Below are 24,594 nucleotides of genomic sequence, written 5' to 3'. Positions count from 1 at the left end.
TTGCCTGAACTGATTGCTGCCCCGAGGGGCGCAAGGAGCAACCATGTCCGTGTGGCTTCCACCCACAGCCGAAGAACAACCCGAAGTGTCCCTGGTGTCCTGGGGCGCATTCGAAGTCCTGGTCCCCGAACTCGGCGCACCGACCATCCACATTGCTGGCGTGCGCGAGGTGGGTGGCGAAGGCCGCGTGTCCTCGCCGGTCGCCAAGGTCGACGCGCCGAACCGCAGCGTCGTGACGAGCACAGGCCGCATCTACCGCCTGCTCGGCGCGCCCGGCCTGCAGGGCGAGGCCACGTACGTTTGGCAGCGCTGGGTCAAGAGCTGGGGTGCTGAAGTGCTCAGCGATGCCGCGCCGGCGCTCCTGCATCACTTCGAAGCTGCAGAGCCACCTCATGGCGACGACGCATAGGCATTCGGCGGCAAGAGGTTGCCCACAGACCGCGCTCGATGCTGCGGCGCGGGCCACACGGGCTCCGAATTGGCAAACGCTTGGAAAAACCTGCCAAACCCGGGAAGCAGAGGTGCTGCATGTCGACTGAACCCCGAGAGCCTTGGTCGTTCGAGGACGGCCCGCAGGTGGCAGAACGGATTCTTCGCAGCTACGCGCGCTGGCGACTGGGCACGCTGCCCGTTCTCCCATACAAGCCCAAGCAGTCGGACGCGCTCATCGAGGGTTATCGGCGACTGGACGACGCCCGAATCAAGACCGCGCGTCAGGTCTGCGCCCTCAGCGACCCGCGACTCATCACGACGGGCTCGTTCCTTCGAAGGGAGGCTCGTGTTGCCTGGGCCGTTTGGGACCTCGTGCACCGCCACCTCATTGCGGTCGAACTCCGTAGGTTGAAGAGTGAAGACAAGACCGCCGACGAGCTGAAGCTGGTACTCCTCGCGGAACGACGAGTGGAGGCTCTCGTCACCGACCTGAAGATTGGTCAGTAGCGCGAGGCAGCCACCTCCAGCCCAGAGTGTGAAAAACGCACGGCGTCGAGGAATCGCAATTTACGTTTGTGCGCCGGCGCACAACCACGCGTTTGCAGACCCGTAATGCCTAAAAGAATGCGCTCACCGCTAAACGCTGCAGACCCAGCGACCTAAAGCGCACAGCACGACCACCTCGAGACCACCATGAGAGCCACCGTCCGCCCCATCAATGTTCGCGGCCGTCCGTTGCGCACGGCCGAGCGCAAGGCCGCGAAGGAGTACGTTGGCGTGCTTCGATTCCGCGAAGAGCGCAGCAACGAGCTCGGCCGGGCGTTCGTGCAGGCCGAACTGGTCAGCCCCCTCGACGGTCAGCATGGCCAGGTGCTGCCGCCGCTCATTGATGCGCGGGTGCTCTTCCTGAATGGACGCAAGCTGCGGGTGACGGGCATGGAGGTTGTCGAGGACCTGCAGTACTACCAGACCTGGGACATCGAGGTGGCTGCCTGATGTTCAAAGTCACGCTCCACTCGGGCGATGTCAAGGACGCCTGTCTGCACAACATGCTAGGCAAGCTGGACTTCGGCTACTCGAAGCTCGACGTCATCGCGAACTACAAGGCTGAGTTGTTCACCTGCGGCATCGGCTCCCACGGACTCACCTATCTTGAGGACTACCCGAGGTGGTCGGCAAGCATCTGGGACCTGATTGCACGGCTCGTCGCCAACGGCCTCTACAAGAAGGAGGCACTGCCTGAAATGCCGTGTGGTCCGACCGGCAAGCCAGGCGCGTACGCAAAGCGAATGTGTGCGGTGGTCGAGCACTGGAGCGAGCTCGAGGAGACCCGCCGGGCGCGAGTGGGCACGGCTCAACTGACGCAGGCCTCGGGCAAGTGCTACTACGTCTGCGAGCTTCACGACGACTTACTTGGCACTCGCAGGTCCGAGGTCTTCCGCCACGCACCGGAGGTGCTTCAGCACTGGGACCTGCTCGTGCGTGCCGTGAACTGGACCGACGCCAAGCAATGGCAGCTGCCTGCACGGCCGCCCCTGCGCCTGACGCAACCGTTCGAGGAAGGCGGGAAGCGCTACGTGGGCTTGGGGAAGATTGCTCAGCCAGCTCGTGGCGGGCTCGAACAGTGGCTGGTGCGTCAAGGCATTACGGTGGCACGCCCGCCCGACGCTCCCAGCGGCATCGTGCCGGAGGAGCACTACGTGCACTTCATGAGCAAGGCACTATGAGCGCCGAAGCATCCATCGCGTCGCCGGGCGTCACGACGCCACCTCCGCGCGGTCGTCGCACGACGGTCCGCAGAGCGCCTTCGGCCGGTGCACGCTACCGGTCGTCCAAACGGTCCATCGACGAAGGCTACCTGGCGACCATGCACCGCTGGGACGAGCAACGCCTGCGACGCGAGTTCGCGCGCCTTCGGTGGGGCAGCCATACCTTCATGCCTTGCCCGCACTGCGGGACCATCGACGAACACAGCTGGTCGGAAGGGCGTGAGGACTGGCGTTGCGCGAACACCGCGTGCCGGAAGTACTTCGATGTCACGACCAACACGCTGCTGGAAGGCACGCAGCGCGACCTGCAAGCGGTCTACGTCGAGACCTTCTTGTGGTCCTGCGGCAGCTCCGGGATTCCAGCGCTGACGCTACGCGAGATGGTCGGGACAGTCAGCTACAACAGCACGTTCTCGCTCATCTCCCGGCTGCGCGAAGGCCTCGTGCGTGGACAGAACACCGGGCTCATTGCGGGCGTGGTGGAGATTGACGGCGCGCATGCCTCCGGCAAGGACTCGGCCGGCAGGCGGGGTAAGCCGCTGGCGCAACAGCGGCCGAAGACGCCCGAGGAAGAGGCAGCGAAGGCCCAGTCCATCGTCGACGCGTTCAACGCTAAGCAGGCCAAGAAGAAGCTGTCTCCCGCAGAGCGCCAGGCGCTCAAGGACGCAGAAGCAGAGCTGCTGCGTCAAGGGGCAGTCCGTGACCCCAACACTGGCCAACTGCTCCCGTACAACCGGCGCATGGTCGTGACGCTCAGGCGGCGCTCCGGCAATCCAGGCGATGGCTCGGCATGGACAAAGGTGGGCGTGGGTATGGCTGAGACGCCGGAAGTCGTCGAGCATCTCGCGGAGCGGCACGTACTCATCCCGGAGTCCGTGCTTTCGACCGACGAAGGCGTTGCCTTCAAGAAGCTGGGGCGCGAGTTCCGGCTGCACGCGACCGTCAACCACAGCGAGCGACTCGTCGGGCCCGAAGGGCAGCACGTGAACCTCGCCGAGAGCTTCACCGCCCGCCAGGACCGCGCCGAGCATGGCATCTACCTGAACATCGAGCCGAAGTACCTGCACGACTATGCGTGCGAGACCGCGTTCCGAGAGGACCACCGGCGGGTCACGCCGAAGGACCGGACGGCCAAGCTGCTGTTCTGGGCGATGAACGTGGGCGAGTCGCAGTACTGGAAGAACTACACGGTCGGCCAGAACCGGCAGTTCGAAGAGCTGGTACCAGAGCGTCGCGTGGTTGGCTCAAGCAGCGGGCCAAAGAAGCGGCAGCCCGGCCAGGAAATGGACGTCAGGCCGCCGCGATGAGGTGCTACACCTATCAGGTCACACTTCAAAATCAACCAAATGAAAGAGCAAACCTGGGCGAAGCTGCATGAGAGCGTAATCGTCGGCTACTTCTGCCAAGCCGTTGGCTGGGTCGCCTGCGCCACCTCCCGCAGCGAAGAGAAAGACTCGCACAAGCGGTACATGGAAGCGCTCAACCTGAGCCACAACCCGTTCGACCCCGCTGTGGGCGACCTGCTTCTTCAACTCGAAGACACGAAGCTATTTCCGAAGGAGTACTTCATCTTTGAACTCAAGGTGGACTGGCTCGAAGGAGTGGCGCAAGAGCAGTCCAAGTTCCAGAAGAAGTCAGCGCCCGTCGGCGGCGAGGTTCCCCCTTTCGACCGCGACCGAGCACTCATGCTGTCTGGGATAGAAAAGGCAAGCACTGCCCACCTCTACGGTGCCATCACCTCCTTCAGCACTTCACATCCCCTGAAGATGCTCGGTGTGGCTTCATACTGGGACGCGGTTCTTGAGCGAGAAACCAAGAAGAAGCCATTGGTGAGCCTGCTCCTCAACATTGTGGACGGCAAAGTTCCGGGTACTGGCTTCACGCTTGAGGAGCTTGACGCCTACCTGAGGATGTTGAACAAGAACGCAGGACAAGGCACTCGCGCCGCAACTGGAAGTGTGCTCTTCGTCTATGCAGTTAACGAGTACAAGCAGTACCTCTTGGATGAAAGGCAGGTGCAAAAAATTATCGAGCGCGCCAGGCAACTCGAGCAGCAGCTTGACCAGCAGGCGGTGCCGACACCCCCGCAGCCGAGGCCCCGGTCCGGCATGGGCGGGCGTGGCTGATGACCTTCACGAAGGACGGCAGAGATGCCGTCCTTCTTCTTCTTGCGTCGAATGGGTCGCTGACCAAGGCGCTCCGCGCCACTTCCGCGCGGCGACCAAAGCGCAGGCTATTTTGGCAGCCAGCGCCAGCTTGACTTCTCTAGCCCATCGAGGCCCTCAAGCTCAAGCCGCTCCACCTCGCCACGTCGCGCCATGAGCCGCAGCGGGTTGCGCACCGAGGTCTTCTTCCACGCCTCACGTGCTTCAGGCGATACAAAGTCAATCTCGAACTTCAGCGTGAGGTGCCAGGCCACTTCGGCTGTGGACACCGGGGCCGGGTACGCCGCCCGAACGAACTCGCGGATGGCCTGTGCCTTCTCTCCACGACCACCGTACTTACCTCGCCAAGCACGGATAGGCTCGATGCTGTTGGGGCTCAGATTGGGGTTGTAGGCGCTGATGAGCGTGTCGCACGCCTCCCGCTCTGCCTTGGCTTTGGCCAAACGCTCCTCAGCCTCCCGGATGACGGCCTCCAGGCGTTGGACGTAGGCGTCCGCGCGAGCACGGGTCTCGACGAGCCCCTTGAGGTAGCTCGGGACTTTGACCATCGTCGCGGGCGTCCTCACGGCGAGGTGCCCTCGTCGTCGGTGAACGCCACTTGAACGCCTCGCGCCTCCGCCAATGCCAGAAGCGAAGCGCCGGTCTGTGGCGTGGCCTGCTTCAAGCGCCACCGGCCGACCTTTCCCAGCTCGGCCCCAGCGTCATGCAACGGCTCAGCCTCTCCCTGAGCCTTCAGTTCGCGCAGCCGCGTGGCCACAGAGTTCTGCATCCACTTCTTGCGGTCCTTGGGCGTAGGGAATTCGAGGGCGAAAAGACCGGCCAGGTGCGCCCCGACCTCGCTGGTGGTGACACCGGTCGGGCCGGCCTCTGCCAGAAGCTCGCGGATGGCCGCCACGACCGCCCCGCGCTTGCCGTACCGACCCATCCAGCCATTGATGGGAGGCACCTCCGAGGCTTCTACGCCGGCGTAGTAGCTCTTGATGAGGGCGTCACAGGCATCACGGTGCTCCAGCGCCTTGGCGAGCTCCAATCGGATGTCTGTCAGCATGGCGGTGAGGCGCTGGACCTGACCGTCAGCACGGGCTCGCCTGTCGACGAGGCCGGCTAGAAGGGACGGTGTGCGGCGGACTTGGTAGTTGAGGTTGGGGGCGACCATAGCCCGGTACAGCAACCCCAACCAGCCACTTTTTATCCGCCGAACCGCCCCAACTCGGCTCCGTTACAAATCTGGTTCAAGCTCGGCGTATCACCCCCTCGCCAAAGAAGAGGCCCGGCAGAGCCGGGCCTTGGAAGGTACCTGGAGGTACCGAGGAGACAACCTTTCAGGGAGACCGCAAGCCAAGCTTGCGGTTCTCGCTAGATCGAGCCCTCCCCGGTTAGTTCAAGCCGGCCACAAAACTTTGCAGACCGGCCCGATCCCCCGCGGGGGCTACCTTCAGGCCGCGCGCTTGCCCTTCGGCGTGGCGGCTTGGGTGGCCTTGACGGCGGTGGAGGTCACCGCCTGGAAGTTGGCTTCGGCGACCTCGGCGGCCTGCTTGGCAGCCTTGTGCACGCTCTCGTAGGCGTTGTTGGCGGCGGCGACGGCCGACTTCACCAGTGCGACGGCATTTTCGGTGCCGGCCGGGGCATTCTTCACCGCGGTATCGACCACGGACATGAACTTCTTCTGCGCATCGACGGCCGTTTCCTCGGCGACCTTGCTCACTTCGGCGTTGGTCGACGCGGCGATGTCGTACAGATGACGGCTGTAGGCAGCGGCCTTCTCGGCGGCCGGTTGCAGCAGGCCGGCCTGCAGGGCGAACAGCTCCTGGGCGTCCTTCACCGACAGGGCGGCCTTGGTGGTGTCGGCGGCTTCGCTCAGCGCGGCCTTGGCGACCTGCATGTTCAGCTCGACGAGCTTCTCGACACCTTCGAAAGCCTTGTTGGTCAGGCCGAAGAGGGTCTCGACGTTGGCCTTGTTGGCGGCAATCATTTGTTCAGCGGTCAGGAACGACATGGAGGTCTCCGTTGAGGGGTGAATCTAGGGTTTGCTGCAGAATTGTTGCGCTGCAGCATGGTCGGAAGTATATGCCTGACCGGCCAGACTGCAAGTGGTTTTGCTGCACTGCATCAAACTTAGTGGGGTTTCTCTAGGGCAAGCGCATGCCGGCGCCCCACGGCAGAATCGCCCGGCCCCATGCAAGCCTTCCACTCCGACCATTTCGTGCTGCCGCTGCCGCCGGGGCATCGCTTCCCGATGCCGAAGTACCGTCTGTTGCGCGAATGCCTCGAGGGCGAGCCCGGCATCCGGATGCGCCCGGCGGAGCCTGCCAGCGAAGGCGAACTCGCGCTCGCCCACGACCCGTCATACATCAATGCGGTGTTCGAGGGCACGCTGCCGGCGGCGATGCAGCGCGAGATCGGCTTTCCGTGGAGCGAACGCATGGTCGAGCGCTCCCGCCGCTCGGTGGGGGCGACCATTGCCGCGGCGCGTGCCGCGCTGGCCGAAGGTGTGGCCGCCAACCTCGCCGGCGGCACCCACCACGCCAGTGCCGACAAGGGCGGCGGCTTCTGCGTCTTCAACGACGCCGCCGTGGCCGCCCGTCTGATGCAGGCCGAGTGGCACCGCTCGCGGCGTTCGAGTGGCGCGGGCGGACTGCGTATCGCCGTCATCGACCTCGACGTGCACCAGGGCAACGGCACCGCGTCGATCTTCCGCGACGACCCGACGGTGTTCACGCTGTCGCTGCACGGCGCGAAGAACTTCCCGTTCCGCAAGGAGGCGAGCGACCTCGACGTCGAACTGCCCGACGGCTGCACCGACGGGCCCTACCTAGCGGCGCTGGACGCCGCCCTGGAGGAATTGTGGGCGCGCCATCGCGCCGTCCTGCCGGGCCTGGTCTTCTACCTGGCCGGCGCCGACCCGCACGAAGGCGACCGCCTCGGCCGCCTCAAGCTCAGCGCCGCCGGCTTGGCCGAGCGCGACCGGCGGGTCCTCGCCGCCTGCCGCGCGCGGCGCATCCCGGTGGCACTGAGCATGGCCGGTGGCTATGGCCACGACATCGGTGTCACGGTGGCCATCCAGCAGCGCACGCTGCAGGAGGCGCTGGCCAGCTGGCGGCAATGGAACAATGCGTGTCCATGAGCCACCGACCGCACCCCGAGCCGCGCGGCGCCTACCGCCACTTCATGCCGATCCAGACACGCTGGGCCGACAACGACACCTACGGCCACGTCAACAACGTCGTCTACTACGGTTGGTTCGACACTGCCGTGAACGGCTACCTGATCGAGGCCGGAGCGCTCGACATCCATGCCGGTACGGTGATCGGACTGGTGATCGAGACGCGCTGCAACTACTTCGCCTCTCTGGCCTTCCCACAGAAGGTCGAAGCCGGCTTGCGCGTCGCCCACCTGGGGCGCAGCTCGGTGCGCTACGAGGTCGGCCTGTTCGCGCAAGGCGCGCCTGAGACGGCCGCCGCCGGCCACTTCATCCACGTCTACGTCGACCGGGCGACTAGGCGCCCGGTCGAACTCCCCGACGCCTTGCGCGCCGCCCTGCAACCCCTGATCGCCACCGCATGACCGACACCGCCTCCGCCATCCGCGCCGTCGACGACGCCATCACCTCGCGCCGTGCGATCCGCGCCTTCCTGCCCACGCCGGTGCCGCGGGGAACGATCGAGGACATCCTGCGCGTCGCCTCGCGCGCGCCCTCGGGAACGAACACGCAGCCATGGAAGGTGCACGTGCTCACCGGCGCGGCGAAGGAGCGTCTCAGCGCGGCGATCAAGGCCGCCTACGACGATCCCGCCGAGCGCGCGCAGCACGTCGAGCAGTACGCCTACTACCCGACCGAGTGGCGCCCGCCCTACATCGACCGCCGCCGCAAGGTCGGCTGGGACCTGTACGGGCTGCTCGGCATCGGCAAGACCGACAAGGCGCGCATGCACGATCAGCATGGTCGCAACTACCGCTTCTTCGACGCGCCGGTCGGGCTGATCTTCACCATCGACCGCGTCATGCAGCAGGGCAGCTGGCTGGACTACGGCATGTTCCTTCAGAACATCATGGTCGCGGCGCGCGCGCGCGGCCTGGACACCTGTCCGCAGGCGGCGTTCACGCAGTTCCACCGCATCATCGAGGCGCAGCTGGGCCTCGCGCCGGACGAGATGGTGGTGTGCGGCATGTCGCTCGGATTCGCCGATCCCGACAAGGTGGAGAACCGCCTCGTCACCGAGCGCGAACCGATGGAAGCCTTCACGAGGTTCCACGCATGAGCGCGCACCGTCTGGTCGCGCTCGCGGCGCTGCTGCTCGCCAGCGGCAGCGCAGCCGCCGCCGAGGTCGACGGTGCCGCGCTCGCCGCCTGGTGGGGGATCCCCTTCGCGGGCATGCTGCTGTCGATCGCCGTCATGCCGCTGGCCGCACCGCGAGTCTGGCATCACCACTTCGGCAAGATCGCCGGCGGCTGGGCGCTTGCATTCATGCTGCCCTATGCGCTGTTCTTCGGTGCGGGAGCGGCCGGTGGCGCGCTGGCGCACGCGCTGCTGGCGGAGTACATCCCCTTCATCATCCTGCTCACCGCGCTATTCACCGCCGCCGGCGGCATCTACATCCGCGGCAATCTGCACGGCAGTCCGGCGCTGAACACCGGCCTGATGGCGATCGGCGCCGTGTTCGCCAGCCTGATGGGCACGACCGGCGCCTCGATGCTGCTGATTCGCCCGCTGATCCGCGCCAACGACAACCGCAAGCATGTCGTGCACGTGATCGTGTTCTTCATCTTCATCGTCAGCAATGCAGGCGGCTCGCTCACGCCGCTGGGCGACCCGCCGCTGTTCCTTGGCTTCCTCAAGGGCGTGGACTTCTTCTGGACGATGCAGCACATCTTCCCCGAGACGCTGTTCCTCGTCGGCACGCTGCTCACGCTGTTCTTTTTCATCGACCGCCACTGGTACCGCAAGGAAGGCGTGCTGCCCAAGGACCCGACGCCGGACACGCCGCGCATCGGCCTGGACGGCGCGATCAACTTCCTGCCGCTGCTGGCGGTGGTGGCGCTGGTGCTGATGAGCGGCACCTGGAAGCCAGGCGTCTCCTTCGACGTGTTCGGCACGCCGGTGGAGTTGCAGCAGCTGGTGCGCGACGCCGGCCTGATCGTGGTCACCTTCGTCTCGCTGGCGATCACACCCAAGGGGGTGCGCGACGCCAACCAGTTCTCGTGGGCGCCGATGCAGGAAGTGGCCAAGCTGTTCATCGGCATCTTCCTGACCATGATCCCGGTGCTGGCGATGCTCAAGGCCGGCGAGGCCGGCGCGTTCGCGGCGGTCACGCGTGCCGTCACCGGTGCCGACGGACAGCCGCTGCCCTGGGCCTACTTCTGGTTCAGCGGCGTGCTCAGTTCCTTCCTCGACAACGCGCCGACCTACCTGGTGTTCTTCAACCTGGCCGGCGGCGACCCGCAGGTGCTGATGACGACGCTCGCCTCGACCCTGGCCGCGGTGTCCGCCGGCTCGGTGTTCATGGGCGCCAACACCTACATCGGCAACGCGCCCAACTTCATGGTCAAGGCGATCGCCGAGGACCGCGGCATCCGCATGCCGAGCTTCTTCGGCTACATGGCATGGTCCTGCGGGATCCTGCTGCCGCTGTTCGTCGTGATGACCTTCATCTGGTTCCGCTGAGAGTGAGAAGGAAGAGAGCCCCGATATGAACCGACCTTCCGTGCTGGTGGCCCGTGCCGCCTTTCCCGACATCGTCGACCGCCTGCGCGTGCACTTCGATGTCGAGGACAACCCCGCCGACCGCATCTACACCAAGTCCGAGCTGACCGAGAAGCTCCGGGGCAAGACCGGTGCCTTCATCACCGGCAGCGAGCGCATCGACGCCGAGGTGCTCGACGCCAACCCGCAGCTGCGCGCGGTGTGCAACATGGCGGTGGGCTACAACAACATCGACGTCGATGCCTGCACCGCGCGCGGCGTGGTGGCGACCAACACGCCAGACGTGCTCACCGAGACCACGGCCGACTTCGGCTTCGCGCTGATGATGGCGACGGCGCGGCGCATCGCGGAGAGCGAGCATTACCTGCGCCGTGGCGAGTGGACCAAGTGGGCCTACGACATGTTCGCCGGCAGCGACGTGCATGGCGCCACGCTGGGCATCCTCGGCATGGGGCGCATCGGCCAGGCGATCGCCAGGCGCGGCGCGCTCGGCTTCGGCATGAAGGTGATCTACCACAACCGCAGCCGCCTCGTGCCCGAGCAGGAGGCGCCGCTGTCGGCACGCTACGTGTCGAAGGAGGAACTGCTGCGTGAGGCCGACCACCTGGTGCTCGTGGTGCCGTACTCGGCAGCCAGCCACCACGCCATCGGCGCCGCCGAACTGGCGCAGATGAAGCCCACCGCGACGCTGACCAACATCGCGCGCGGCGGCGTGGTCGACGATGCGGCGCTGGCGGTCGCGCTGCGCGAGAAGCGCATCGCCGCCGCCGGACTCGACGTGTTCGAGGGCGAGCCGAAAGTGCACCCCGACCTGCTGACCGTGCCCAACGTCGTGCTCACGCCGCACATCGCCAGCGCCAGCGTGGCGACGCGCCGCGCGATGGCCGGCCTGGCGGTCGACAACCTGATCGCGGCGCTGACCGGTGGCGTGCCGCCGACGCCCGTCAACCCGCAGGTGCTGGTGCGGCGCGGCTGATCAGAGGAAGCGTTCGAGCAGCCGGCGCGAGCGCCGGTCGAGGGCGCGGGCGTCGGGGATGCGGTAGCCGATGCCGTGGCTGTCGGTGACCAGCAACGCGTCGCCGCCCAGGCGCCGGATGTCTTCCTCGCCCTTGAGCACGAACTGCGTGTCGCCGCGGTCGGTGCGCACGCTCCAGGTGCTGGGCGTCGAGAAGGTCGAGACGTCGAGCAGGCGCTCGATCACCGGCGCGAACTCGCGCCGCGCCAGTTCCTCGGCGAGCAGCGCGCGTGTCCCCGCGGGCAGCGCAGCGGGCCGTTCGACCCAGACCCGCTCCCGTCCGTCGGCACCGACCAGCGACAGCGCGGCGTCCGGGGCGGACAGCGGAAAGGCCCGCACCGGCAGCACGCCCACGTGTTCGCTGCCGTCGGCGCCATGCAACACGAGGCGGCCATGGGCGTCGCGCGTCAGGGTGAAGGGCAAGGATTCGTTCATCGATGCCCTCCTCAGGCGGCCCCGGCCGGATGCGCCGCCGGCGCGGCAGGCGGCGCGACACGCGCCACGCGCTCGTCGTCTTCCTCGTCGACCTGGCGCGCCTGCGCTTCGTAGAGTCGCCAGTAGGCGTCCTGCCGGGCCAGAAGTTCGTCGTGCGTGCCGACCTCGACGACACGCCCGCGGTCCATCACCACCAGCCGGTCGGCGCGCCGCAGTGTCGACAGGCGGTGCGCGATGGCGATCGTCGTGCGGCCCTGCACCAGGTTGTCGAGGGCGTTCTGGATCTCCTTCTCCGTCTCGGTGTCGACCGACGAGGTCGCTTCGTCGAGGATCAGGATGCGCGGGTCGATCAGCAGCGCGCGCGCGATCGAGATGCGCTGGCGCTCGCCGCCGGACAGGCCCTGGCCACGCTCGCCGACCATCGAGTCGTAGCCATGCGGCAGGCGCAGGATGAACTCGTGCGCGTGGGCTGCGCGCGCGGCGGCGACGATCTCCTCGCGCGTCGCGCCGGGCTTGCCGTAGGCGATGTTCTCGGCGACGGTGCCGAAGAAGAGGAACGGCTCCTGCAGCACCAGACCGATGTGGCGCCGGTAGTCGGCCACGCCGAATCGGCGCAGGTCGACGCCGTCGACCTTGATCGCGCCGTCGGTCACGTCGTAGAAGCGGCAGATCAGGTTGACCAGCGTGCTCTTGCCGGAGCCGCTGTGGCCGACCAGGCCGATCATCTCGCCCGGTCGAATCTCCAGGTCGAGGTCGCGGATCACCGCGCGGCTGCCGTAGCGGAATCCCACGCCCTGCAGCGACAGGCGGCCCTCGACGCGATCGATCGGCACGGCCTGAGCGGGTTCGGGCACGTTGCTGACGTGGTCGAGGATGTCGAAGATGCGCTTGGCCCCCGCGGCCGCCTTCTGCGTCACCGAGACGATGCGGCTCATCGAGTCGAGCCGGCCGTAGAAGCGTCCGATGTAGGCGATGAAGGCGGTCAGCACCCCGACCGTGATGCTGTTGCGGCTGACCAGCCAGATGCCGAAGGCCCACACCACCAGCAGGCCGATCTCGGTCAGCAGCGACACCGTCGGCGAGAACAGGCTCCAGGTCTTGTTCAGCCGGTCGTTGACCTCGAGGTTGTGGCGGTTGGCGCGGCGGAAGCGCTCGGCCTCGCGCTTCTCCTGGGCGAAGGCCTTGACCACGCGGATGCCGGGGATGGTGTCGGCCAGCACGCTGGTGACCTCGCCCCAGACGCGGTCGATCTTCTCGAAGCCGGTGCGCAGCCGGTCGCGCACCAGGTGGATCATCCAGGCGATGAAGGGCAGCGGCAGCAGCGTGACCAGGGCCAGCGCCGGGTTGACGCTGAAGAGGACGATCGCCGTCATCGCGATCATCAGCACGTCGGTGGCGAAGTCCAGGGCGTGCAGCGAGAGGAAGACGCAGATGCGATCCGACTCGCTGCCGATGCGCGACATCAGGTCGCCGGTGCGCTTGCTGCCGAAGTAGTCCAGGCTCAGCTGCAGCAGGTGCTCGAAGGTGGCCGTGCGCAGGTCGGCGCCGATGCGTTCGCTGACGATCGCCAGCAGCCAGGTGCGCCACCAGCCCAGCGCCCAGGCCGCCAGGGCGGCCCCGAGCAGGCCGGACAACAGCAGCCAGACGAGCGTGGTGTCGATCTGTTTCCCGGACTGGTACGGGATCAGCACCTCGTCCATCAGCGGGATCGTCAGGTAGGGCGGCACGAGCGAAGCGGCGGTGGAGGCCAGCGTCAGCACGAAGCCGAGCAGCAGTTGCCAACGGTAGGGTCGCGCGAAGCGCCCCAGCCGCAGCAGCACCCAGGTCGACGGCACCGCAGGGGACTCGGCGGCGAAGTCGGTTTCCTCCGCCTCCGCGGCCTCGTCGGGCTCGGTCGCGCCGTGGGCGAGGCGCTCGCGCTGGCGGTCGAACAGGCCGAGCAGGCGCAGGGCCGCCGGGTCGGCGCCCAGCGTGTAGCGCCAGACGGCCAGGCGCGCCCGCGTGTCGTGCAGCGACAACTGGCCGACGCCACCGTGGTCGGCATGCTGCAGCGACAGCCCGGGGCCCAGCGGCCACGCGCGCCATCCGTCGGCACCCGGGTCCCGGGCGAGCAGCCGGCGGTCGGTCAGCACCAGCCGGCCGGCCGCGAAACGATCGTCGACGTCGAGGTCAACGTCCAGGGCGGTCAGTGCGTTCTCCCCTGGCTCGAGCGGCGCGGCCAGTGCCGCGGCGAGAACAGGAGACGGATCGGATGGAGGCATGGGTCGGAGCGGCAGGAGCGCGCGATTGTCGCGTAACGCGCCGGCCAGGCGACCCGCCGACCGCGCGGCGCAACTCGTCCGCGTCCGATGTCCGTCGTTGAGGCCACGGCCGCCACCCACACCATGACCACCTTCGAAGACATCCGCCTGCTGCGCGTGACCTACCTGCGCGGCCCCAACCTGTGGACCTACCGGTCGGCCCTGGAGGTCTGGCTGGACCTCGGCGAGCTGGAGCGCCACCCCTCCGACAGGCTGCCCGGCTTCGTGGCGCGGCTGACGGGCGCCTTGCCGGCGCTGCAGGAGCACCATTGCGGCGTCGGCGAGCGTGGCGGCTTCCTGCAACGGCTGCAGGAGGGCACCTGGATGGGCCACGTGCTCGAGCACGTGGTCATCGAACTGCTCAACCTGTCGGGCATGCCCACCGGCTTTGGCCAGACGCGCAGCACCTCGCGACCGGGCGTGTACCGCATGGTGTTCCGCGCGCGCGACGAGGCGGTGGCGCGCTGCGCCCTCGAGCAGGGACATCGCCTGCTGATGGGTGTCATCAACGGCCGCCCGGTCGACGTGCCGGCGGCGGTGCAGGCGGTGCGTGACGCGATCGACAGGACCTACCTCGGACCGAGCACGGCGCACATCGTGGCGGCCGCGACGGAGCGGCGCATTCCCCACCTGCGACTGAACGACGGCAACCTCGTGCAGCTCGGCCACGGCGTGCGCCAGCACCGCATCTGGACCGCCGAGACCGACCGCACCAGCGCGATCGCCGAGGGCATCGCGCGCGACAAGGACCTGACCAAGCGGCTGATCGCTGCCGTCGGCGTGCCCGTGCCCGAGGGCCGCATCGTGGCAAGCCCGGCGCAGGCCTGGGAGGCCGCCGAGGACATCGGGCTGCCGGTGGCCGTGAAGCCGACCGACGGCAACCACGGCCGTGGCGTGACGCTGGACCTGTCGACCCGCGAGCAGGTCGAAGCGGCGTGGAAACGGGCGGCACTCCACGGCAGCGAGGTGATCGTCGAGCGCTACATCCCGGGCGACGAGCACCGGCTGCTCGTCGTCGACGGCAAGCTGGTCGCGGCGGCGCGGGGGGAGGCGGCCTGGGTCCTCGGCGACGGCCGCCTGTCGGTGGCCGGGCTGGTCGAGTCCCAGCTCAACAGCGATCCGCGGCGCGGCAAGACCGAGGACCATCCTCTCGCATGGCTGGACGTGCACGGCGACGGCAGCATCCTCGCCGACCTCGAACGCCAGGGCCTCGCGCCGGACGACGTGCCGGCCGCCGGCCGGCGCGTGCTGATCCAGCGCAACGGGAACGTCGCGATCGACTGCACCGACGAGGTCCACCCCGACTTCGCCCGGGCAGCGTCGCTCGCGGTGCGCACGGTCGGACTGGACATCGCGGGCATCGACCTGGTCGCCCAGGACATCGCCAGGCCGATGCGCGGCCAACAGGCGGCGGTCGTCGAGGTCAATGCCGGTCCCGGGCTCCTGGCCCACCTGAAGCCCGCGGTCGGTTCGCCGCGACCGGTCGGCAAGGCGATCGTCGACCACCTGTTCCCGCCCGGCGACGACGGCCGCATCCCGATTGTCGGCATCGCCGGTGGCGAGCAGACGACGGCAGTGGCGCGCCTGGTGGCCTGGCTGCTGCAGCTGTCGGGGCGGCAGGTCGGTCTCGCGTGCCGCGGCGGCCTGTTCCTCGGCGGGCGCTGCGTCGAGGCGCGCGACGCGGGCGACGGCGCGCTGTCCGAGCGACTGCTGCTCAACCGCAACATCGATGCCGCGGTGTTCGAGAACGGCGCCGGCACCATCCTGGACCAGGGCCTGGTCTACGACCGGTGCCGCATCGGCGTGGTCACCGACCTCGAAGGTGCGGCAGCCCTGGAACGTCACGACATCCGCGATGCGCAGGACCTGCCGCGCGTGCTGCGCACGCAGATGGACGTCGTGCTGGCCGACGGCTGCGGCGTGCTCAACGCCGACGACGAACGCATCGCCGCCCTGGCGCAGTACTGCGACGGCTCGGTCCTGCTCTACGCCACCGATGCGGCCGCACTCGCCGCGCACCGCGAGGCGGGCGGACGCGCCGTGCTGGCGAGCGACCGCGGCCTGCGGCTGTGCGAGGGCTCGACCGAGACGCTGCTGGCGCTGCGTGGACAGGGCGGTCTCACGCCGGCGGTGCTGCTGCCGGCCGTGGCCGCCGCCTGGGCCTTCGGGCTCGCGCCGGCGCTGCTTGCCGCCGGCATCGACACCTTCGACGCCCAGACCCCTGCCGAGAACCGCTGAGACACCATGGAAGTCACCCGCATCCGCATCCTGCGCGGACCCAACCTGTGGAGCCGGCACACGGCGATCGAGGCCGTCGCGCGCTGCGCGGCGGATGAATGCGAGATCGTCTTTGGTTCGCCGCTCGAGTTGCGCCTGCGCGAGCGACTGCCCGAGGTGGCGCCGGTGCGCACCGTCGGCAACGCCGAGGCGGTGCCGCTGGCACGCTGGCTCGAGCGGTTGACGCTGGCGCTGCAGGCGCGCGCCGGCTGTCCGGTCAGCTTCGCGCGCACGACGCCGGCGCCGGAGCCGGGCGTGTACCAGATCGTCGTCGAGTACACCGAGGAGAGGGTGGGCCGGCGCGCGCTCGAGCTGGCGCAGCAGATGCTCGCCGCGGCCGCCGCCGACCAGGCCTTCGATGCCGAGGCGGCGGTGGCCGAGCTGCGCGCGATCGACGAGGACGTGCGGCTGGGTCCGAGCACCGGCTCGATCGTCGCGGCCGCGATGGCGCGCGGCATCCCCTACCGGCGCCTGACCGAGGGCAGCCTGGTGCAGTTCGGCTGGGGCGCGCGCCAGCGTCGCATCTGGGCGGCGGAGATCGACAGCACCGGCGCGGTGGCCGAGTCGATCGCCCAGGACAAGGACCTGAGCAAGCGTCTGCTGGCCGCGGCCGGCGTGCCGGTGCCGCTCGGCCGGCCGGTGGCCGATCTCGAGGACGGCTGGGCGGCCGCGCAGGAACTCGGGCTGCCCGTCGTGGTCAAACCGCGCGACGGCAACCAGGGCAAGGGTGTGACCGTCAACATCGTCGGCCGCGAGCACTTCGAAGTGGCCTACCGCGCCGCCGCGGAGGTCGGCGAGGTGATGGTCGAGCAGTTCCTTCCCGGCCACGACTTCCGCCTGCTGGTCGTCGGCGAGCGGCTGGTCGCCGCGGCGCGACGCGACCCGCCCTTCGTGATCGGAGACGGCGTGAACACGGTGCGCCAGCTGGTCGATGCGGTGAACGCCGACCCCCGCCGCGGCGACGGCCATGCCACCGCGCTGACGCGCATCCGCCTCGACGACATCGCCCACGCGCGGCTGGGGCTGCAGGGCCTGTCGGCCGACGCCGTGCCGGCCAACGGCCAGCGTGTCGTGCTGCGCAACAACGCCAACCTGAGCACCGGCGGCACGGCCACCGACGTGACCGACGACGTGCATCCCGAGGTGGCCGCACACGCGGTGGCCGCGGCGCGCATGGTGGGCCTGGAGATCTGCGGCGTCGACCTGGTCTGCGAGAGCGTCGGCGTGCCGCTGGAGAAGCAGCGCGGCGGCGTGGTCGAGGTCAACGCCGCGCCGGGGCTGCGCATGCACCTGGCGCCGAGCTTCGGCAAGCCGCGCCTGGTCGGCGAGGCGATCGTCGAACGCCTGTACCCGGCCGGCGCCGACGGGCGCATCCCGGTGGTGGCGGTGACCGGCACCAACGGCAAGACCACGGTGACCAGGCTGATCGCCCACCTGTTCGCGGCCACCGGCCTGAAGGTGGGCATGACCAACACCGACGGCGTGTGGGTCGATGGCCAGCAGATCGACAGCGGCGACTGCAGCGGTCCGAAGAGCGCACGCAACGTGCTGTCCCATCCGGACACCGAAGCGGCCGTGCTGGAGACCGCGCGCGGCGGCATGCTGCGCGAGGGGCTGGGTTTCGACCGCTGCCAGGTGGCTGTGGTGACCAACGTGGGCGCCGGCGACCACCTCGGTTTGAACTACATCACCACCGTCGAGGACCTGGCGGTGCTCAAGCGCGTCATCGTGCGCAACGTCGCCCCGGGTGGCTTCGCGGTGCTCAACGCCGCCGACCCGATCACGCTGGCGATGGCTCCGCACTGCCCGGGCGACGTGATCCTCTTCGCCGTCGACGGGCAGTTGCCCGCGCTGGTCGCGCACCGCGCGCAGGGACGGCGCTCTGTGTTCGTCGAAGGCGACGACATCGTCGCCATCGAAGGCAGCGCGCGCGCGCGGCTGCCGCTGCGCGAGGTGCCGCTGACGCGCGGCGGCACGATCCGCTTCCAGGTCGAGAACACGCTCGCCGCGGTGGCCGCGGCCTGGGGCTGCGGCCTGTCGTTCGACGCCGTGCGCAGCGGCCTCGCCAGCTTCGTCAACGACGCGCACAACGCGCCGGGCCGCTTCAACGTGATGGACTACCGCGGTGCGACCGTCATTGCCGACTACGGCCACAACCCGGACGCGATGCGCGCCCTGGTTGCCGCCGTCGAGGCGATGCCGGCGCGCCGGCGTTCGGTGGTGATCAGCGCAGCCGGCGACCGGCGCGACGAGGATATCCGCGATCAGACCCGCATCCTCGGCGCGGCGTTCGACCACGTCCTGCTGTACCAGGACGCGGCGCAGCGCGGCCGCAGCGACGGCGAGGTGCTCGGGCTGCTGCGCGAGGGCCTGCGCGGCGCGTTGCGCACGCGCGAGGTCGACGAGATTCGCGGCGAGTTCGCCGCCATCGACCGCGCGCTGGCGGATCTGCAGGCCGGCGACCTCTGCCTGGTGCTGGTCGACCAGGTGGACGAGGCGCTCGCCCACCTGGAGCGTCGGGTCGCCGAGTCAGGCGCCGTCAGGCCTTCCTGAGCTGCGCGGCGTCGAAGGGCAGGCTGCGCAGCCGCTTGCCCGTCGCCGCGAAGATCGCGTTGGCCACCGCCGGCGCGATCGGCGGCGTGCCGGGCTCGCCGATGCCGCCGGGCTTCTCGGTGCTGGCCAGGATGTGCACCTCGACCTTGGGCATCTCGGTCAGGCGCAGCACCGGGTAGTCGTGGAAGTTGCCCTGCTCGACGCGGCCGTCCTTCAGCGTGATGCGCCCGTACAGCGCCGCCGACAGTCCGTAGACGATGCCGCCCTCGATCTGCCGCTCGATGGTCTGCGGATTCACCGTCATGCCGCAGTCGACCGCGGCAACGACGCGGTGCACCCTGGGCGTTCCGTCGGCGCCGACCGACACCTCGGCCACCTCGGCCACGTAGCTGCCGAAGCTCTGCGCCACCGCGATGCCGCGGAACACGCCGGCCGGCAGCGGCGAGCCCCAGCCGGCTTTCTGTGCCGCCAGTTCGAGCACGCCCTTGTAGCGCGGCTGCCGGGAGAGAAGCGCGCGGCGGTACTCGTATGGGTCGGCCTTGGCCGCGGCGGCGAGCTCGTCGATGAAACTCTCCATGAAGAAGATGTTCTGCGAGTGGCCCACCGAGCGCCAGAACCACACCTGCGGCCCCGGCTCCTGTCGCCCGTAGGCCAGGCGCTGGTTGGCGATGTCGTAGGGGTGGTCGGCAATGCCTTCCATGGCGAAGGTGTCGACGCCGTTGTCCGGGATCTTCATGAAGCCCGACGCGGCCATGATCGACGGCGAGCCGACGCCGCACTTGAGCATCGTCGGCGCGCCCTTGTCGTCCAGCGCGGCCTCGAACCTCGCCACCGCTGCCGGGCGGTAGAAGCCGGCGGCCATGTCGTCCTCGCGGGTGTAGATCAGCTTCACCGGCTTGCCGGAGATCTTCGACAGCAGCGTCGCGCCGATGGTGAAATCGGGCGCGAAGCGCCGGCCGAAGCCGCCACCGAGCAGCAGCGTGTTGACCTTCACCTTCGCCGGCGCGACCGACGCCACCTGGCTGAGGATGCCCTGGTTCGGACCCTGGCTCTGCGTGCCGGCCCAGATCTCCACCGAATCGCCCTTCACCCGGGCCGTGCAGTTCAGCGGCTCCATGCAGGCATGGGCGAGGTAGGGCGCTTCGTAGGTGGCGTCCACCGCCTTCGCGCTCGTCGCCGCAGCATCCCTCACGTTGCCGACGTCGACGGCGACCGCGTCGGCATTCGCTGCGCCCTCGGCGAGCATCGCGCTGACCTTGGCGGAGGACAGGTCCCTGGCGGCGCCCAGGTCCCAGTCGATGACCAGCGCATCGCGGCCCTTCTTTGCCGCCCAGTAGCCGTCGGCCAGCACGGCCACGCCTTGCGGGATGGTGATGACCTGGCGCACGCCCTTGACGGCCTTGGCCTGGCGGTCATCCACGCTCGCCGGCTTGGCGCCCGGCTGCGGCGCGCGCGCCATCACCGCCACCAGCATGCCCGGCACGTGCGCGTCGATGCCGAACTTCGCCGTGCCGTTGACCTTGCCCGGCGTGTCGAGGCGGTTGGTGCGCTGGCCGAGGATGCGGAATTCCTTCGGGTCCTTCAGCGTGGGTTCGGCGGGCACCGGCAGCTTGCTGGCCGCCGGCACCAGCGCGCCGTAGGCGATCCTCCGGCCCCTGGCGTGGATCACCTGGCCCGCCTCGGTGCGGCACTCGCCGGCCGGCACCTTCCACTGCGTGGCAGCCGCAGCGACGAGCATTTCACGCGCCGCAGCGCCGGCCTTGCGCAGGGGTTCCCAGTGCGCGCGCACCGTCGTGCTGCCGCCGGTGGCCTGCATGCCGAACATCGGGTTGTTGTAGGCCTTGTCGACCGGTGCCTGCTCGACGCGTACCTTCTTCCAGTCGGCGTCGAGCTCCTCGGCGAGCAGCATCGGGATGGCGGTCAGCACGCCCTGGCCCATCTCGGCGGACCCGCAGATCACCGTGACCGTGCCGTCGCGGGTCAGGCGCAGCCAGGCATTGGGGGCGAACACCGCCGTCGTGGCCGCCTCGAGGCGGCCACCGAGCAGCGGCAGCGCGAAACCGATCGTCAGCGCCGCGCCGGCGCTGCCCTTGAGGAAACCGCGGCGTGAAGTCTGCAGCGTGGTGTCCATGGTCAGGCTCCCTTCACCAGCGTGGCCGAGGCACCCTTGATGGCGGCGCGGATCTGGTTGTAGGTGCCGCAGCGGCAGATGTTGCCGCTCATCGCGCCGTCGATGTCGGCGTCGCTCGGTGCCTTCTTCTCGGCGAGCAGCGCGCAGGCGCTCATGATCTGTCCGGACTGGCAGTAGCCGCACTGCGGCACGTCGACCTTCGCCCAAGCCGCCTGCACGACCTTGCCGATGCGCGTGCTGCCCACGCCCTCGATGGTGGTGATCTTCTTGCCGGCCGCCGCCGAGACGGGCGTCGAGCAGGAGCGCACGGGCTTGCCGTCGAGATGCACGGTGCAGGCACCGCACAGTGCCATGCCGCAGCCGAACTTGGTGCCGGTGAGTTGCAGGTTCTCGCGCAGCACCCACAGCAGCGGGGTGTCGGCGTCAGCGTCGACGGTCTTTGACTTGCCGTTCACGTGGAGGGTGACCATGGCGTGCCTTTCTGAGATGAGTCTGCCAAGGCCGCGCAAGATACTCCTTTGGCGCCGAGTCTGCAGGGCGTGCCGCGAAGTCGCGCTGTCACAATCACGTCATGCCCGAATGGATGCAATGGACGCTCGTCGCCGTGGCCGCGCTGGCCGCGCTGAACCTCATCCTGCTCGTCTGGCTGCTGCTGCGGCGCGGCGACGGCGAACTGCAGCAGGCGATTCGCGACGACAACGAACGTGTCGCCCGCGAGCTGCGCGGCGAGGTGCAGGACAGCGCGCGTGGCACGCGCCAGGAACTGTCGCAGGCGCTGGCGCTGTTCCAGCAGACGCTGCTGGCACAGCAGGGCGACGTGGCGCGGACGCAAAACGAGCAGATCGACTCCTTCCGCACTCAGCTCGCCGCGACGCAGCAACAGGTCGGCCAGTCGCTGCAGGCGGCGACGCAGTCGCTCGCGCAACTCTCGCAGGCGGCGCGCGAGTCGCAGGACGCGGCGTTGAAGCGTTTCGCCGACGCGCAGGGCGAACGCCTGCTGGCGCTGGCGCAGGGCAACGAGCGCGGCCTCGAGCTGATGCGCGCCACCATCGAGCAGCGGCTGCAGAGCATCCAGTCCGACAACGAGAAGAAGCTCGAGCAGATGCGCGCCACCGTCGACGAGAAGCTGCACGCCACGCTGGAGCAGCGCCTCGGCGAGAGCTTCAAGCAAGTGGCCGACCGGCTCGAGCAGGTACACAAGGGGCTGGGCGAGATGCAGGGTCTGGCCAAGGACGTCGGTTCGCTCAATCGGGTGCTGACCAACGTGAAGACGCGCGGCGTGTTCGGCGAGGTGCAACTCGCCGGGTTGCTTGAGCAGGTGTTCACGCCGGAGCAGTACGCCACCAACGTCGAGACCGTGCCGGGCAGCCGCGAGCGGGTCGAATTCGCGGTTCGTCTGCCGGGCCAGCGCGACGACGGCGTGCCGCTGTGGCTGCCGATCGACGCGAAGTTCCCGCGCGAGGATTACGAGCGTCTGCTCGAAGCCCAGGAGCGCGCCGACGCGCCCGCCGCGGAGATCGCCGGCAAGGCCATCGAGCAGCGCCTGCGGCTGGAGGCGAAGACCATCCGCGAAAAGTACGTCGCCCCGCCGCACACCACCGAGTTCGCCATCCTGTTCGTGCCCACCGAGGGCCTGTATGCCGAGGCGCTGCGCCGGCCGGGCCTGACCGAGGCGCTGCAGCGCGAATACCGCGTCATGCTCACCGGCCCGACCACGCTGCTGGCCACCCTGAACAGCCTGCAGATGGGGTTCCGCACGCTCGCACTGGAAAAGCGCAGCGCCGAGGTGTGGGAAGTGCTCGGCGCGGTGAAGACCGAGTTCGCCAAGTTCGGCGACGTGCTGGCCAAGACGAAGAAGAAGCTCGACGAAGCCGCCAGCACCATCGATGCCGCGCAGACGCGCACCAACGTGATGGCGCGCCGTCTCAAGTCGGTGGAAGGTCTCAGCGAGCCGCGCTCGCAGGCGCTGTTGCCGGGGCTGGACGCCGACGCCGGCGCCGACGACGAGGACGTGTCCTGACGTGGGCCCGGGGCGGGTGCTGGTCGCGCTGATCGTCGGCCAGATCTGCCTGCATTCCTGCATGACCGGTGTGCGCATGGCCGCGCCGCTGCAAGCGCTGCGCGAGGGCCACGCAGCCTGGGTGGTCGGCCTGTTGATGGGTCTGTTCGCCGCCGCACCGGTGGCGCTGGCGCTGCAGGCCGGCGGGCTCGCCGACCGGCGCGGTTACCACCACCCGATGCGCATCGCGGTGCTGCTGACCGTGCTGGGCGGCGGCGCTGCGCTGGCGGCGAGCTGGATGCCGGCGTGGACCTTCGCGGCGATGTGCGTGGCGGCGATGCTCGTGGGCGCGGGTGCCAACGTCGGCATGATCGCCATTCAGCGCACCGCCGGGCGCCACGCCGTCGATGCGACGGCGATGAAGCGCGTGTTCAGCTGGCTCGGCCTGGCGCCGGCGCTGGCCAACATGGTCGGCCCGGTGCTTGCCGGCGTGCTGATCGATCTGGGCGGCTTCCGCGCCGCCTACGCCGTGTTGCTCATGCTGCCGCTGGCCGCGCTGGCCTGGGCACGACGCGTGCCGCGCGAGGCGCCGGCGCGTCGTGCGCCGGACGCGGCTGCGCTGCACGCCGGCGAACTGCTGCGCACCCCGGGACTGCGCCGGCTGCTGGCGGTCAACTGGCTGCTCTCGTCGAGCTGGGACGTGCACGCCTTGCTCGTGCCGGTGCTCGGCCACGAGCGCGGCTTCCCCGCGTCGGCGATCGGTCTCGTGCTGGGATTGTTCGCGATCGCGGTGGCGGCGGTGCGGCTCGCCATCCCGCTGATCGCCCAGCACCTGCGCGAGGGGCAGGTGCTCGCCGGGGCGATGCTGTGGACGGCCGGGGTGTTTGCGCTTTATCCGTTGGCGAACACCGCCGGGTGGATGGGCCTGCTCGCCGCCGCGCTGGGGCTCGCGCTCGGTGCGGTGCAGCCGATGATCATGACCACGCTGCACCAGATCACCCCGGCCCATCGCCATGGCGAGGCGATCGCGCTGCGTTCGATGACGATCAATCTGTCGAGCGCGCTGATGCCTGTGCTGTTCGGCGCGCTCGGCGCGCTGGTCGGTGCGTCGGCCTTGTTCTGGCTGATGGGCGCGGCGGTGGGCGTCGGCAGCATGCCGGCGCGGCGTATCGCCGCCGTGCCGCTCAGAACCTGATCGCCCCCGGGGTCGGCGAAGCGGCCGGCACGGGCTCGGCCGCCGCCGGCGCGGGCTGGGCCGGCACCGGCGCCTGCCGCTCGATGAGGGGTTGTGGCGACGCAAAGGCGTAGCCCGGCGGCAGCCTGGACTCGCGGGGATAGCCGGCCGAGTCGAGGTAGCTGTTCCAGGTGTCGGGCGAGAGCCCCTTGAGCTGCTGCGCGCCGATGGCGAGCACCGGCGCGTCGCGGCCGCCGGTGAGCTTCTGGAAGGCATCACCATCCTCGGCATTGATCACCTGGCGCTCGACGTAGGGGATGCCGCGCCGGCGCAGCAGCGCGCGGCCCGCCTCGCAGGGCTCGCAGCCGTTGGCGATGGTGTAGATCGTCACCGGGTAACGGCTTGCCGCCTCGCGCAACTCGGCCGGCAGGGCCGGGCTCGACTCGACGACTCCCGTGATGTTGTTCATCGGGCTGATGCGGCCTGCGCTGGCCGCGGGCGGCCGGTCGGTGTAAGTGACCTTGCCGTCCGGCCCGACCACCTTGTACAGCGCGAAGCCGGGGCCGGCGGCCAGGCAGGCGGCGGCGAAGAGTGCGGCGCGCAGCAGGGTCGATCGGGGCAGATGGCGCGGGGACGAGGTCAT

At 69.1% G+C, this 24,594-nt stretch carries 23 protein-coding genes; 15 read left to right on the top strand and 8 right to left on the bottom strand.

The window, feature by feature from the left end; translation table 11 throughout:
• Positions 1 to 94 precede the first annotated feature (94 nt).
• The 6 genes from Q0599_RS15925 to Q0599_RS15900 all read left to right on the top strand — a co-directional run bounded on the left by Q0599_RS15925 (position 95) and on the right by Q0599_RS15900 (position 4,327).
• Positions 95 to 409 carry a hypothetical protein gene (locus Q0599_RS15925; protein ID WP_298831310.1) on the top strand — a complete coding sequence of 105 codons (315 nt, stop codon included), beginning with the start codon at positions 95 to 97 and terminating at the stop codon, positions 407 to 409.
• Between the two features lie 119 nt (positions 410 to 528).
• Complete coding sequence (locus tag Q0599_RS15920) at positions 529 to 939, top strand: hypothetical protein (RefSeq protein ID WP_298831307.1); 411 nt, start codon at positions 529 to 531, stop codon at positions 937 to 939.
• Between the two features lie 186 nt (positions 940 to 1,125).
• Positions 1,126 to 1,428 carry a hypothetical protein gene (locus Q0599_RS15915; protein WP_298831304.1) on the top strand — a complete coding sequence of 101 codons (303 nt, stop codon included), beginning with the start codon at positions 1,126 to 1,128 and terminating at the stop codon, positions 1,426 to 1,428.
• Positions 1,428 to 2,159 carry a hypothetical protein gene (locus tag Q0599_RS15910; protein ID WP_298831301.1) on the top strand — a complete coding sequence of 244 codons (732 nt, stop codon included), beginning with the start codon at positions 1,428 to 1,430 and terminating at the stop codon, positions 2,157 to 2,159. Before Q0599_RS15915 ends, Q0599_RS15910 begins: the two co-directional genes overlap by 1 nt.
• Positions 2,156 to 3,508 (top strand): transposase, encoded by a 1,353-nt coding sequence (locus tag Q0599_RS15905; protein ID WP_298831298.1) that lies wholly within the window; start codon positions 2,156 to 2,158, stop codon positions 3,506 to 3,508. The genes Q0599_RS15910 and Q0599_RS15905 overlap by 4 nt, the downstream gene beginning before the upstream one ends.
• 39 nt (positions 3,509 to 3,547) lie before the next feature.
• Entirely contained in the window at positions 3,548 to 4,327 is a 780-nt protein-coding gene (locus Q0599_RS15900) for a hypothetical protein (protein ID WP_298831294.1), read from the top strand.
• A gap of 107 nt (positions 4,328 to 4,434) precedes the next feature.
• Here Q0599_RS15900 and Q0599_RS15895 read toward each other — a convergent pair whose 3' ends face one another.
• From Q0599_RS15895 to Q0599_RS15885, 3 genes are all read right to left on the bottom strand, one after another.
• Positions 4,435 to 4,914 carry a hypothetical protein gene (locus Q0599_RS15895; RefSeq protein ID WP_298831289.1) on the bottom strand — a complete coding sequence of 160 codons (480 nt, stop codon included), beginning with the start codon at positions 4,912 to 4,914 and terminating at the stop codon, positions 4,435 to 4,437.
• Positions 4,915 to 4,928: 14 nt separating this feature from the next.
• Positions 4,929 to 5,414 carry a hypothetical protein gene (locus Q0599_RS15890; RefSeq protein ID WP_298831287.1) on the bottom strand — a complete coding sequence of 162 codons (486 nt, stop codon included), beginning with the start codon at positions 5,412 to 5,414 and terminating at the stop codon, positions 4,929 to 4,931.
• A gap of 387 nt (positions 5,415 to 5,801) precedes the next feature.
• Positions 5,802 to 6,362, bottom strand: coding sequence for a phasin family protein (locus Q0599_RS15885; protein ID WP_298831285.1), 561 nt, complete (start codon positions 6,360 to 6,362; stop codon positions 5,802 to 5,804).
• 180 nt (positions 6,363 to 6,542) lie between these two features.
• On the opposite strand from Q0599_RS15885, the gene Q0599_RS15880 reads away from it, so the two are divergent.
• Genes Q0599_RS15880 through Q0599_RS15860 form a run of 5 tightly spaced genes read left to right on the top strand, consistent with a single transcriptional unit; the run spans position 6,543 to position 11,043 of the window.
• A complete protein-coding gene (locus Q0599_RS15880; protein ID WP_298831282.1) occupies positions 6,543 to 7,490 on the top strand; it encodes a histone deacetylase in 948 nt (315 codons plus the stop codon).
• Positions 7,487 to 7,930 (top strand): thioesterase family protein, encoded by a 444-nt coding sequence (locus Q0599_RS15875; RefSeq protein WP_298831276.1) that lies wholly within the window; start codon positions 7,487 to 7,489, stop codon positions 7,928 to 7,930. Before Q0599_RS15880 ends, Q0599_RS15875 begins: the two co-directional genes overlap by 4 nt.
• Positions 7,927 to 8,625 (top strand): nitroreductase, encoded by a 699-nt coding sequence (locus Q0599_RS15870; protein ID WP_298831273.1) that lies wholly within the window; start codon positions 7,927 to 7,929, stop codon positions 8,623 to 8,625. The genes Q0599_RS15875 and Q0599_RS15870 overlap by 4 nt, the downstream gene beginning before the upstream one ends.
• A complete protein-coding gene (locus Q0599_RS15865) occupies positions 8,622 to 10,028 on the top strand; it encodes a sodium:proton antiporter (RefSeq protein WP_298831269.1) in 1,407 nt (468 codons plus the stop codon). The genes Q0599_RS15870 and Q0599_RS15865 overlap by 4 nt, the downstream gene beginning before the upstream one ends.
• 25 nt (positions 10,029 to 10,053) lie before the next feature.
• The gene (locus Q0599_RS15860; protein ID WP_298831266.1) at positions 10,054 to 11,043 is read left to right on the top strand and encodes a D-glycerate dehydrogenase; all 990 of its coding nucleotides are present in this window, start codon (positions 10,054 to 10,056) and stop codon (positions 11,041 to 11,043) included.
• Here Q0599_RS15860 and Q0599_RS15855 read toward each other — a convergent pair whose 3' ends face one another.
• On the bottom strand, positions 11,044 to 11,517 hold the full coding sequence (locus Q0599_RS15855) for a DUF1854 domain-containing protein (protein WP_298831264.1): 474 nt from the start codon (positions 11,515 to 11,517) through the stop codon (positions 11,044 to 11,046). It lies immediately after the preceding gene.
• 11 nt (positions 11,518 to 11,528) lie between these two features.
• A complete protein-coding gene (locus tag Q0599_RS15850) occupies positions 11,529 to 13,778 on the bottom strand; it encodes an ABC transporter ATP-binding protein (RefSeq protein WP_298831262.1) in 2,250 nt (749 codons plus the stop codon).
• A gap of 123 nt (positions 13,779 to 13,901) precedes the next feature.
• Between Q0599_RS15850 and cphA (Q0599_RS15845) the strand changes: the two genes are divergently transcribed.
• The gene (gene cphA, locus Q0599_RS15845; RefSeq protein WP_298831260.1) at positions 13,902 to 16,055 is read left to right on the top strand and encodes a cyanophycin synthetase; all 2,154 of its coding nucleotides are present in this window, start codon (positions 13,902 to 13,904) and stop codon (positions 16,053 to 16,055) included.
• A 6-nt stretch (positions 16,056 to 16,061) separates the two neighbouring features.
• A complete protein-coding gene (gene cphA / locus Q0599_RS15840; protein ID WP_298831258.1) occupies positions 16,062 to 18,647 on the top strand; it encodes a cyanophycin synthetase in 2,586 nt (861 codons plus the stop codon).
• Here cphA (Q0599_RS15840) and Q0599_RS15835 read toward each other — a convergent pair.
• The gene (locus Q0599_RS15835; RefSeq protein WP_298831255.1) at positions 18,634 to 20,778 is read right to left on the bottom strand and encodes a xanthine dehydrogenase family protein molybdopterin-binding subunit; all 2,145 of its coding nucleotides are present in this window, start codon (positions 20,776 to 20,778) and stop codon (positions 18,634 to 18,636) included. The genes cphA (Q0599_RS15840) and Q0599_RS15835 overlap by 14 nt on opposite strands.
• Positions 20,779 to 20,780: 2 nt before the next feature.
• Positions 20,781 to 21,248: a (2Fe-2S)-binding protein gene (locus Q0599_RS15830; protein ID WP_298831252.1), complete on the bottom strand. Its 468-nt coding sequence runs from the start codon at positions 21,246 to 21,248 to the stop codon at positions 20,781 to 20,783.
• 101 nt (positions 21,249 to 21,349) lie between these two features.
• On the opposite strand from Q0599_RS15830, the gene rmuC reads away from it, so the two are divergent.
• Entirely contained in the window at positions 21,350 to 22,798 is a 1,449-nt protein-coding gene (rmuC, locus tag Q0599_RS15825) for a DNA recombination protein RmuC (protein ID WP_298831249.1), read from the top strand.
• A 1-nt stretch (position 22,799) separates the two neighbouring features.
• On the top strand, positions 22,800 to 23,972 hold the full coding sequence (locus Q0599_RS15820; RefSeq protein ID WP_298831246.1) for an MFS transporter: 1,173 nt from the start codon (positions 22,800 to 22,802) through the stop codon (positions 23,970 to 23,972).
• Here the strand turns inward: Q0599_RS15820 and Q0599_RS15815 are convergent.
• Entirely contained in the window at positions 23,962 to 24,594 is a 633-nt protein-coding gene (locus Q0599_RS15815; protein WP_298831243.1) for a glutaredoxin family protein, read from the bottom strand. The two genes, Q0599_RS15820 and Q0599_RS15815, sit on opposite strands and share 11 nt — an antisense overlap.

It is taken from the genome of uncultured Piscinibacter sp., from assembly GCF_937952055.1.
In the GTDB taxonomy this organism is placed as follows: domain Bacteria; phylum Pseudomonadota; class Gammaproteobacteria; order Burkholderiales; family Burkholderiaceae_C; genus Piscinibacter.
This window is presented reverse-complemented; position numbering and strand designations above follow the sequence as displayed.

What these genes read in the sequence shown, in the direction of transcription:
- Q0599_RS15920 (WP_298831307.1), top strand. Translation starts at nt 529, where the DNA reads ATGTCGACTGAACCCCGAGAGCCTTGGTCGTTCGAGGACGGCCCGCAG.
- Q0599_RS15915 (WP_298831304.1), top strand. Translation starts at nt 1,126, where the DNA reads ATGAGAGCCACCGTCCGCCCCATCAATGTTCGCGGCCGTCCGTTGCGC.
- Q0599_RS15910 (WP_298831301.1), top strand. Translation starts at nt 1,428, where the DNA reads ATGTTCAAAGTCACGCTCCACTCGGGCGATGTCAAGGACGCCTGTCTG.
- Q0599_RS15905 (WP_298831298.1), top strand. Translation starts at nt 2,156, where the DNA reads ATGAGCGCCGAAGCATCCATCGCGTCGCCGGGCGTCACGACGCCACCT.
- Q0599_RS15900 (WP_298831294.1), top strand. Translation starts at nt 3,548, where the DNA reads ATGAAAGAGCAAACCTGGGCGAAGCTGCATGAGAGCGTAATCGTCGGC.
- Q0599_RS15895 (WP_298831289.1), bottom strand. Translation starts at nt 4,914, where the DNA reads ATGGTCAAAGTCCCGAGCTACCTCAAGGGGCTCGTCGAGACCCGTGCT.
- Q0599_RS15890 (WP_298831287.1), bottom strand. Translation starts at nt 5,414, where the DNA reads ATGCTGACAGACATCCGATTGGAGCTCGCCAAGGCGCTGGAGCACCGT.
- Q0599_RS15885 (WP_298831285.1), bottom strand. Translation starts at nt 6,362, where the DNA reads ATGTCGTTCCTGACCGCTGAACAAATGATTGCCGCCAACAAGGCCAAC.
- Q0599_RS15880 (WP_298831282.1), top strand. Translation starts at nt 6,543, where the DNA reads ATGCAAGCCTTCCACTCCGACCATTTCGTGCTGCCGCTGCCGCCGGGG.
- Q0599_RS15875 (WP_298831276.1), top strand. Translation starts at nt 7,487, where the DNA reads ATGAGCCACCGACCGCACCCCGAGCCGCGCGGCGCCTACCGCCACTTC.
- Q0599_RS15870 (WP_298831273.1), top strand. Translation starts at nt 7,927, where the DNA reads ATGACCGACACCGCCTCCGCCATCCGCGCCGTCGACGACGCCATCACC.
- Q0599_RS15865 (WP_298831269.1), top strand. Translation starts at nt 8,622, where the DNA reads ATGAGCGCGCACCGTCTGGTCGCGCTCGCGGCGCTGCTGCTCGCCAGC.
- Q0599_RS15860 (WP_298831266.1), top strand. Translation starts at nt 10,054, where the DNA reads ATGAACCGACCTTCCGTGCTGGTGGCCCGTGCCGCCTTTCCCGACATC.
- Q0599_RS15855 (WP_298831264.1), bottom strand. Translation starts at nt 11,517, where the DNA reads ATGAACGAATCCTTGCCCTTCACCCTGACGCGCGACGCCCATGGCCGC.
- Q0599_RS15850 (WP_298831262.1), bottom strand. Translation starts at nt 13,778, where the DNA reads ATGCCTCCATCCGATCCGTCTCCTGTTCTCGCCGCGGCACTGGCCGCG.
- cphA (WP_298831260.1), top strand. Translation starts at nt 13,902, where the DNA reads ATGACCACCTTCGAAGACATCCGCCTGCTGCGCGTGACCTACCTGCGC.
- cphA (WP_298831258.1), top strand. Translation starts at nt 16,062, where the DNA reads ATGGAAGTCACCCGCATCCGCATCCTGCGCGGACCCAACCTGTGGAGC.
- Q0599_RS15835 (WP_298831255.1), bottom strand. Translation starts at nt 20,778, where the DNA reads ATGGACACCACGCTGCAGACTTCACGCCGCGGTTTCCTCAAGGGCAGC.
- Q0599_RS15830 (WP_298831252.1), bottom strand. Translation starts at nt 21,248, where the DNA reads ATGGTCACCCTCCACGTGAACGGCAAGTCAAAGACCGTCGACGCTGAC.
- rmuC (WP_298831249.1), top strand. Translation starts at nt 21,350, where the DNA reads ATGCCCGAATGGATGCAATGGACGCTCGTCGCCGTGGCCGCGCTGGCC.
- Q0599_RS15815 (WP_298831243.1), bottom strand. Translation starts at nt 24,594, where the DNA reads ATGACCTCGTCCCCGCGCCATCTGCCCCGATCGACCCTGCTGCGCGCC.